Raw genomic sequence first — 4,224 nt, forward strand, 5'->3', positions numbered from 1 at the left:
AGGCGCACAAGCCGGCGGATTCTGGCGTAGCTGTAGGCAATGGCGCAAGGTGGTGAAGGGGGATGGAATTCTTTCTAAACTTGTTTAAACAGCATTTTCTGAGTATTGAAAAGATTCTGTGATGTCAATGAATGAAAACGGGACGGCTAAATAAATCCATCCCGTTTCTTCCGATAAATAGATCCGTCCCGTTTTTTAAAACGCGCCTGACTGACTCGACTTGATCATCGCATCAAGGCTTAGGTTCATTATTCAATATCACGAACCGCGCAGTGTTGCCTGGCTCATTCATCCTCCGGCAAAAACGGTGAATGGAGCCCATACGCAGCAGCCATTGACACCCAAATCAAATTCGAAAAAGCGATTGAAGCCATGCACCGTCTGGTGCATTCTTTCGCCCCGAAAATTTACATGGACGTAAATAGTTAATGCACTCATCCCCAAGCACCGTGCCGCCCCCCAGCAGCTGCACGCTGGCCCCAGCTGTTCACCCAAGCGGCTTGAAGACTTCGCTTCGCCTTTACGGGTTGGTTCGTATCTTGGGAAGCAGCGACATCCCAGCCCGCGTACCGGTCGAAATTCTTTGCACACCCTGCGGCAATGGTAATGCCATACAAGCATTCGTGTCGCGATTGGACGCCGAATTGGTCGCCCGCTCAATGCCAACCAGCGGCTACCGTGCCATCCCTTTGGCGCAATTCGACCCCACTGATGTCATCCATGCCCACCAAGGATGGCTCAGCGTCTTTCTATGCTGCGGGCTCAGCTCACAGCGTGGCTCCCTGTGCCTAGCAAATGGTCGTTTGCCCAGCCTTGGCTGGTTTGTCCATGCCCAGACCGGCCCGTGGGCACCTGGGCGATTCCTGCATTGGGGTGAGGAAGTCGCGCAGACACTGCTTGATGCCTACCGCAGCGTTGGCATGCCCAATTACAACTCCTGGCTCAACCAGCTTGATGATTATTCCAGTCACTCCATGGATGGCTGCACTGAACTCGCCTGGCAAGCACTCAAGGCCTGCAGTGCGCCCCAAGAAAGCTACCGAGCCATGTACAACCCCATGGATGAATGCTGGCGATTTTCAGACGCCCCCATTGACCTCCACTACCCCCTTTGAATACCTGAAAAGGACGTTCCCATGAGTGGCAAACCTGCTGCGCGCATTACCGATCCCACTGCGTGCCCAGTTTTGGGTCACGGCACCAATTCGCTGGTAACCGGCTCATCAGATGTGTTCTTCGAAGGCTTGGGCGCTGCCCGCCTAAACGACACCTCAGCGTGCGGAAGCCCGATTACCGGCAGTGTCTCTTCAACCGTATTAATCAATGGCTTCAATGCCGCCACCGTCGGCAGCATTGGCGCTCATGGCAATACGGTGACGGCAGGCGCGAGCACTATCATTATCGGTGACACCTTCGTGCCTGCGCCCTTCAGTGGGCTATCGTCGATGCCGGTGCACTTCAGCGACAAGATAAAGCTGGTCGACGAATCTACGGGTGAGCCTATTCCAAACCATGCCTACGGTATTCAGCGCGCCAATGGCAGCATTGAACATGGAGTCAGTGATGCGCAGGGCTATACCCATGTGGTGAGTTCGCATCTGGCTGAAAGCATCAAGTTATTTTTGGAAGATTAAGAACATGGAAGCAGAAAAAATCATTTTGCCCAGTGGTAACTCAGCAAGTCTGGCGGCAACGCACACACTGACGTCGGTGAATAACTCACAAATAAAGGCCGTGCCTGTATCCGCCCCCAAACCCATTATTTTTTACATTGGTGGTGCTGGAGACCAAGAAAGCTATTACTTTCAAGGTGCATTTCACAATATTGATGATGTCGACTTGCTAATGTCAAAAAGGATGGAAAACGCACAACTTTCCGAAAAATACACAAAATACGTCTGGGGATATAACGAGGCTCGTGGGGACGGTGATATCAAAAAACACATCACCAATCTCATCCCTAACAAATCATGCCCTATCTATATAGTCGGACATAGCCTAGGCGGATGGAATGGCGCTCACCTCTCGAAAATATTGTCTGATGAAGGTTACAAAATCGCGCTCCTAATAACCTTGGATCCTGTCGGCAAAGGCTTTCTGGTTTGGTTGGGCTCTGATATCTACTACTCTGAACCAACTCCCGTTGCCGACATGTGGATCAATATCCGCGCAAACCCAATAAAGTCGGACGCGTCAGACCACGTTGCCAACTTCGGAGAACGATGGGTTGTGAGCCAAGGCCCAACGATAAATGCAACAGTCAATATAAACCACGCGTTTGCGAGCCACATGATGGTTGCCCCGATCCAAGGTGCAAAATGTGCGCTGGACTTCCTTTATGATGCATATGTGAAAAACATAAAATGATTACAGCTAAAAAATTACTAATATTGGCCACTGCGCTGATTTGCAGCGCATGCGCTCGGACACCCAACATCCCGGTTGCGTCATTGACGTTTGTAGGTTTTGCAAACTATGGCGACGCGCTACTTTACGTGACGCTCGAATCAGATCAAAACCTGATCGAGGTTTTCAATATCTACGAAAAACAGAATCAAAACACCCCTAAACTCGTATGCTCCTTGAATCATGACAAAAATTTCAATGTAAACCACACAATTAAAACACGAGGCATGGGCCTTTTGGAAGCTGACGCCACACCCAGTAAAAATGGACGCTTTTATTTCCGCTCTTCACTATCATTCAACGCAACCGAAGAAGGAGAGATATCTATCCCGATCTCGATCACCTCGGGCGCAGTATTAGAGACTCTGTTAGCGGGGCAAGAGAGCATTCCATGTCAGGTGTACATCACTGCTTATGGGTTCAAAGCTTATTACACCAATACTGTATATATTCCTACTTCGGGCCTGATTGTACATTTAAAAAAAATGAATAATGCAGCTGAACGCCACCAGTAATTGCTTGCCGCCAACGCGCTAATTTACTCGTCTTATGGGAAAATCTTCGATAAAAATGGCACTTCGTAAAAGTCACCAAGCTGGATCTGGGTCAGCTCGGCTTTGAGAAAACTCAGCCCAAGGCCACCGGGCGCCCCGCCTACGACCCCGCCGATCAGCTCAAACTCTACCTTTATGGCTATTTCCAGCGCATTCGTTCGTCCCGTCGCCTGGAAGCCGAATGCCAGCGCAACATCGAGGTGATGTGGTTGATCAACCGGCTCAAACCCGACTTCAAGACCATCGTCGATTTTCGTAAGAACAACAAAGTCGCTTTCGTTACGACGTGCCGGGCTTTTGTGGACGGCTAAATAAATCCGTCCCGTTTCTTCCCTCTGTGTGAGCTGCAGGAACCTCTATGAGCTGTAGGTGCCTCTGTGGCGAGGGAGCTTGCTCCCGCTGGGCTGCGAAGCGGCCCCAAATCCTGCGGTCGAGGTGTGCCAGGAACACCGCGTGCGCCGGCTTTGCGGCTGCTGCGCACCCGAGCGGGAGCAAGCTCCCTCGCCACAGGATCACAGGATCACAGGATCACAGGATCACAGGGATCGGGGCCATCGGCGCATGAAAAGGGGCCTTAGATGGCCCCTTTGTCTCACTGTTGCTGCACCACCTCGGTGGTCGCCGGTTTCTTCGGCTTCATCAGGCTGAAATCGATCAATGCCCGCTGCTCTCGCTCATACGGGTTGCCGATCATCAACGGACGTGGCTTGAAGCTGTCGCTGACCAGGCTCTTGCTGCGGTCCAGTTCGTCGAAGCTCAGGCCGGCCATGTCCGCCCAGGTGTGGATCAGGTGCGAGCTGCTGTAAGGGCGGCTCAGGTCGCCGGCGAAGTTCCAGTCATGGGTCTGGCGCCATTTCGGCGAGGCCCAGGCCATGAACGGGATGGTGTACATCGGCGCGGTCGGCTTGTTCTCGTTGCGGCCCAGGGTGGTGTGGCCGACCGAGTCGAAGACGTCCTCACCGTGGTCGGAGAGGTACAGCAAGAAGCCGTTCGGATCGGACTTGGCGTAGTCCTTGATCAGACTGGACACCACGAAGTCGTTGTACAGCACCGCATTGTCGTAGCTGTTGTAGGTCGGCACCTGGTCGTCGCGCAGGCCGGCCGGCACGCCGTCGCGGTCCTGGAACTTGTCGAAGCTCGGCGGATAGCGGTACTGGTAGCTCATGTGGGTGCCGAGCAGGTGCACGACGATCAGCTTGCGCGGCGCCGCATCGGCCAGGAGGCTGGCCATGCGCCCGCCCATGGATTTGCCGCCGATGGCCAG

At 53.1% G+C, this 4,224-nt stretch carries 5 protein-coding genes and 1 pseudogene; 5 read left to right on the forward strand and 1 reads right to left on the reverse strand.

Going from position 1 to position 4,224, the window contains the following annotated elements:
• Positions 1–500: 500 nt before the first annotated feature.
• From ACIP0B_RS28050 to ACIP0B_RS28070, 5 genes and pseudogenes are all read left to right on the forward strand, one after another.
• The gene (locus ACIP0B_RS28050) at positions 501–1,115 is read left to right on the forward strand and encodes a hypothetical protein (RefSeq protein ID WP_400838369.1); all 615 of its coding nucleotides are present in this window, start codon (positions 501–503) and stop codon (positions 1,113–1,115) included.
• 21 nt (positions 1,116–1,136) lie between these two features.
• Positions 1,137–1,634: a PAAR domain-containing protein gene (locus ACIP0B_RS28055; protein ID WP_400838372.1), complete on the forward strand. Its 498-nt coding sequence runs from the start codon at positions 1,137–1,139 to the stop codon at positions 1,632–1,634.
• A 4-nt stretch (positions 1,635–1,638) separates the two neighbouring features.
• Entirely contained in the window at positions 1,639–2,367 is a 729-nt protein-coding gene (locus ACIP0B_RS28060; protein ID WP_400838375.1) for an alpha/beta hydrolase, read from the forward strand.
• Positions 2,364–2,921: a hypothetical protein gene (locus ACIP0B_RS28065; protein WP_400838378.1), complete on the forward strand. Its 558-nt coding sequence runs from the start codon at positions 2,364–2,366 to the stop codon at positions 2,919–2,921. Before ACIP0B_RS28060 ends, ACIP0B_RS28065 begins: the two co-directional genes overlap by 4 nt.
• Positions 2,922–2,992: 71 nt before the next feature.
• A pseudogene (locus ACIP0B_RS28070) lies at positions 2,993–3,262 on the forward strand (transposase); the annotation flags it as partial.
• 290 nt (positions 3,263–3,552) lie between these two features.
• On the opposite strand, the gene ACIP0B_RS28075 reads toward ACIP0B_RS28070, so the two are convergent.
• Positions 3,553–4,224: sulfatase-like hydrolase/transferase (locus ACIP0B_RS28075; RefSeq protein WP_400838381.1), on the reverse strand; the 672-nt coding region annotated here is incomplete at its 5' end.

It is taken from the genome of Pseudomonas sp. NPDC089534, from assembly GCF_044749305.1.
Taxonomy (GTDB): Bacteria; Pseudomonadota; Gammaproteobacteria; order Pseudomonadales; family Pseudomonadaceae; genus Aquipseudomonas; species Aquipseudomonas ekonensis.

Excerpts from the sequence above, each read along its gene's own strand:
- ACIP0B_RS28065 (WP_400838378.1), top strand. The coding sequence starts at position 2,364 with ATGATTACAGCTAAAAAATTACTAATATTGGCCACTGCGCTGATTTGC.
- ACIP0B_RS28060 (WP_400838375.1), top strand. The coding sequence starts at position 1,639 with ATGGAAGCAGAAAAAATCATTTTGCCCAGTGGTAACTCAGCAAGTCTG.
- ACIP0B_RS28055 (WP_400838372.1), top strand. The coding sequence starts at position 1,137 with ATGAGTGGCAAACCTGCTGCGCGCATTACCGATCCCACTGCGTGCCCA.